At 72.6% G+C, this 4,218-nt stretch carries 5 protein-coding genes; all 5 read right to left on the bottom strand.

What is annotated here, in order from left to right; genetic code table 11:
• Positions 1 to 115: 115 nt before the first annotated feature.
• The 5 genes from ABD317_RS34105 to ABD317_RS34085 all read right to left on the bottom strand — a co-directional run bounded on the left by ABD317_RS34105 (position 116) and on the right by ABD317_RS34085 (position 4,100).
• Positions 116 to 1,207 carry an NAD-dependent epimerase/dehydratase family protein gene (locus ABD317_RS34105; RefSeq protein WP_344295254.1) on the bottom strand — a complete coding sequence of 364 codons (1,092 nt, stop codon included), beginning with the start codon at positions 1,205 to 1,207 and terminating at the stop codon, positions 116 to 118.
• Positions 1,208 to 1,398: 191 nt separating this feature from the next.
• Positions 1,399 to 1,497 carry a 30S ribosomal protein bS22 gene (locus tag ABD317_RS34100; RefSeq protein WP_003948845.1) on the bottom strand — a complete coding sequence of 33 codons (99 nt, stop codon included), beginning with the start codon at positions 1,495 to 1,497 and terminating at the stop codon, positions 1,399 to 1,401.
• A gap of 125 nt (positions 1,498 to 1,622) precedes the next feature.
• Positions 1,623 to 1,832, bottom strand: coding sequence for an excisionase family DNA-binding protein (locus ABD317_RS34095; RefSeq protein WP_037783412.1), 210 nt, complete (start codon positions 1,830 to 1,832; stop codon positions 1,623 to 1,625).
• Between the two features lie 128 nt (positions 1,833 to 1,960).
• Positions 1,961 to 2,779, bottom strand: a complete 819-nt coding sequence (locus ABD317_RS34090) for a phosphatase (RefSeq protein WP_344295248.1) — start codon at positions 2,777 to 2,779, stop codon at positions 1,961 to 1,963.
• 145 nt (positions 2,780 to 2,924) lie between these two features.
• On the bottom strand, positions 2,925 to 4,100 hold the full coding sequence (locus ABD317_RS34085) for an acetoin utilization protein AcuC (RefSeq protein WP_344295245.1): 1,176 nt from the start codon (positions 4,098 to 4,100) through the stop codon (positions 2,925 to 2,927).
• Between the last annotated feature and the right edge of the window lie 118 nt (positions 4,101 to 4,218).

Raw genomic sequence — 4,218 nt, 5'->3', positions numbered from 1 at the left:
CTCCGTGCCCGCGGCGCCGCCGTCCCCCGCACGCCGCGGGCGGGTCGCTCCCGGCCGGCGGCGCGGCTTGCCGCCGCCGCGGGAGCGGTCGTCGTCGAACGGAATGACCTTCGCGTCAGCCATCGTGCACCGACTCCTTCGCAACGCCGTCCGCCTTCGCCGGGGCCCGTACGTCGTCCGTCAGCCCCAGCAGCTCGCCGACCGCGTCCACGGCCCGCCCCACCTCGCCCGGCGGCAGCAGCCCGGCCGCGCGCCCGGCGGCGAAGTCGGCGAACGCCGCCGGCGTCGAGTACCTCGGGGTGAAGCCGAGCAGCTCGCGCATCTGCGCCGTCTCCACCACCCGCCCGTGGGTCAGCAGCCGGATCTGCTCCGGCGAGAAGTCCGTCATCCCCGCCGACCGCAGCGCCGAGCCGACCCACGTCACCGCGGGCAGCGGCACCGGGACCGTGGGGCGGCCGAGCCGCCGGGCCGCCTGGGACAGCAGCAGCACGCCCTCGCCGGCGATGTTGAACGTGCCGCTGTTGATCGTGCCGCGGCGCGGCTCGCCGGCCGCGAGCACCAGCACGTCGATGACGTCGTCCTCGTGGACGAACTGCAGCCGCGGGTCGTAGCCGAGGACGGTCGGCAGCGCCGGCAGCGCCAGATACTCGGCGAGCGGCGTGTCCACGCGCGGGCCCAGGATGTTCGCGAACCGCAGCACGCACACGGCGACGTCCGGCCGGCGCCGGGCGAACCCGCGCACGTACCCCTCGACCTCCACCGCGTCCTTCGCGAAGCCGCCGCTGGGCAGCGCCTTGGGCGGCGTGCTCTCGGAGAACACCGCGGGGTCGCGGGGCGCCGACCCGTAGACGCTGGTCGTGGACTTCACGACGAGCCGCCGCACGCGCGGCGCCTGCTGGCAGGCGCCGAGCAGCTGCATGGAGCCGATGACGTTGTTCTCCTTGACCGCGGCCCGGCCGCCGCGGGCGAGCGGGGTGCCGGTGACGTCCATGTGCATCACGGTGTCGACGCCGTGCTCGACGAGGATCCGGGCGAGCACGGGATGGCGGATGTCCGCGGGGATGAACTCGGCGCCGCCGAGCTGGTGCTCGGGTGCCCGCGCGTCGACGCCGATGACGCGGTCGACGTCCGGCTCCCGCAGCAGCCGGCGGACCAGGCGGCCGACGAGGGGGCGGGCGACGCCGGTGACGAGCACGGTCCTGCCCACTGGCCTCCGCCTTTCTCTCCCTGCCGCTGTCTCCCTGCCGCACGCTGCCTGACGTCGCCTGACGTCGCCCGACGCCCGTACGGTCGCCCCACCGTACCCGCAGTACCCCGCCGCGACCCGCAGCACAACGCACAACCGCCGCCCACCCGCCGGGAAGGCGGACGGACGGCGGTACGGGTGCGGGCTACCGCTTACTTCTTGTTGCGGCGCTGCACTCGCGTGCGCTTGAGCAGCTTGCGGTGCTTCTTCTTCGCCATCCGCTTACGCCGCTTCTTGATCACAGAGCCCACGGGTACCCTCGCTCACTTCTCTCCGTCGGGGTGGGCGGGCAAGGGCCCACACGTCTTACAGGGGCCCAAGCCTACCCGGGCGAGCTGGATTGACGTAATCGAGGGTGCGCAACCGGTCGGACCCGTCAGGCGGACTCCACCCCCACATACGACTCGCGGAGGTATTCGTGCACGGCCTGCTCCGGCACCCGGAAGGACCTCCCCACCCGGATCGCCGGCAGATGGCCGCTGTGCACCAGCCGGTACACGGTCATCTTCGACACACGCATCACCGCGGCCACTTCGGCCACGGTCAGGAACACAACCTCGTTGAGAGGCTTATCGTTTGCAGCCATGACACACCTGAACCTTCCGCACATGACGGACACCGGCTTCCCCTCCGGTGCCTCCTCCTCGCATGCGCGCTCCTCCCCAGATTAGGGGCGGGTGATGCAAGTGGGGAAGAGGAGTAGCGATCGCATGGCTACAGTGACAGACGGGCGTGTTTGAGCACATATTCGGCCAGCGGCCCGTAGCTGTCCGATTGCGCAGAGTCATCAAGCGGCACCACGACGGGCACCCGGCCCTCCACCTGGGCGACGAAGAGTGCCGGGTCGTCCGCGTCCGCCAGACCGATGGCCTCGATGCCCAACTGACCAGCCCCGCAGGCCCATCCGTGGTCCCCCACCACGAGCCCGGGCAGCGGCCCGCCGGCACCTGCCGCGGCACCGAGTGCCGCACGCAGGGGAAGCGGAGAGTGAGTATGGACCCCCCTGGTCACGGTCGGAGCGGAGGGGTTCGGGTCGCTCACCACGGCAACGCTCCCGGGGTAGTTGAGGCGGTATGTGCGTACGCCGAATCGGGTCGTTATGTCGACATCTCTGCCCTCTCCGGGGGTGAGGACAACGCACCCGGCCGCCGAGAGCGCCGCGGCCAAAGGGGCGTAGAAGCCGAGGAGGCGATCGGGATGACCGGTCCCGAACAGCACCGCCTCGCCGCCGCCGGCGGCGCCGCGCAGCCGCTCGGCGAAGGCGCGCAGGGCGGCGATCGTACGGTCCGGATCGATGACCTCGCCGCCCGAGATCCGGCCCGGATCCCCGCTCGCACCGCAGCGTTCGGCCATCAGGCGCAGCAACTCGGTCACGGACCAGTCGCGTTCCGGTTCGAGGCCGAGCAGCACCCGGGGATCGCGGGCCGCGAACTGCCGGCACCTGCGGAGGCTCTTGTCCCGGCTCGTCGCCACCGGCCCGGCGATTCCCGTCGCCAGCAGATGCCTACGCAAAACGGGGGCGTCGGTCAACACCCGGCCCACTCTGGCCGCCGTTACGGGCGGAACGGGCGGCTTCGCGAATATTTCGCCCGCACGGTGCGCGCAGGAGCCACGTCCATACGATGCGGCCACAGGGCACGCCCGCGAGGGAGGACGCGCACGCGGTCGGCAACCGCCGTCAGGGCAGCAGACCGTGCGCCGGGAACACCGCCCGCCGTGCGGCGCGCACGGCCCGGTCGAGCGGCGAGCCCGGGTCGTAGCCCGCCTCCCAGTCCGACCAGCCGGCCTCGCGCCCGTCCGTCATCCGGTACGGCGCCTGCTGCCCGGTCCGCCGCAGCGCCTCCGCCCGCCAGTCCTCCGGCAGCTCCGTCGTCGGCGGCACCGGCCGGCCGGAGGCGATGGCGCACAGATGCGCCCAGGAGCGCGGCACGACGTCCACGACGGCGTACCCGCCCCCGCCGAGGGACAGCCAGCGGCCGTCCGCACACTCGTGGGCCAGGGCGTGGCAGGTCTCCATCACCGCACGCTGCGCGTCGAGACTCACCGCAAGATGCGCCAGCGGGTCCTCCGCGTGCGTGTCGGCCCCGTGCTGCGACACGAGCACCTGCGGGCGCCAGGCGCGCAGCAGCTCGGGCACGACGCTGTGGAACGCCCGCAGCCACCCCGCGTCGCCGGTCCCGGCCGGCAGCGCCACGTTCACCGAATGCCCCTCGGCGGCGTCGCCACCGGTCTCCTCGGGCCAGCCGGTCTGGGGGAAGAGCGTGCTGGGATGCTCGTGGACAGAGACGGTCAGCACCCGCGGGTCGTCCCAGAACACCGCCTGCACCCCGTCCCCGTGGTGCACGTCCACGTCGACGTACGCCACCCGCTCTACGCCCAGCTCCAGCAACCGGGCGACGGCCAACGCCGCGTCGTTGTAGACGCAGAACCCCGAAGCCGACCCGGGCATCGCATGATGCAGCCCGCCGGCGAAGTTCACCGCGTGCGCCGCCCGCCCCTCCCACACGGCCTCCGCCGCCGCCACGGACTGCCCGGCGATCAGCGCCGACGCCTCGTGCATCCCCGCGAACGCCGGATCGTCCATCGTCCCCAGCCCGTACGAGGGATCCGCCGACTCCGGCGCCGCGGACGCCTGCCGCACGGCGTCGATGTAGTCCTGCCGGTGCACAAGCCGCAGCGTCGACTCCCCGGCGGCGGGCGCCGCGACGACATCGACGTCGACCGCCTTGTCGATGCCCAGCTCCTCGACAAGACGCATGGTCAGCGCCAACCGGACGGGATCCATGGGGTGTTCGGGACCGAAGTCATACGCCGTGACTGCCTGGTCCCACATCAGGTGCGCGCGGCCGCTCATAGCGGTCACCGTAACGCACGAAAGCCGCCCCGGGCGAAGAGCCCGGGGCGGCTTCCATGAAGAATTGTTCGGCGGTGACCTACTCTCCCACACGGTCCCCCGTGCAGTACCATCGGCG

The organism is Streptomyces synnematoformans (assembly GCF_039531005.1).
Lineage (GTDB): Bacteria > Actinomycetota > Actinomycetes > Streptomycetales > Streptomycetaceae > Streptomyces > Streptomyces synnematoformans.
This window is presented reverse-complemented; position numbering and strand designations above follow the sequence as displayed.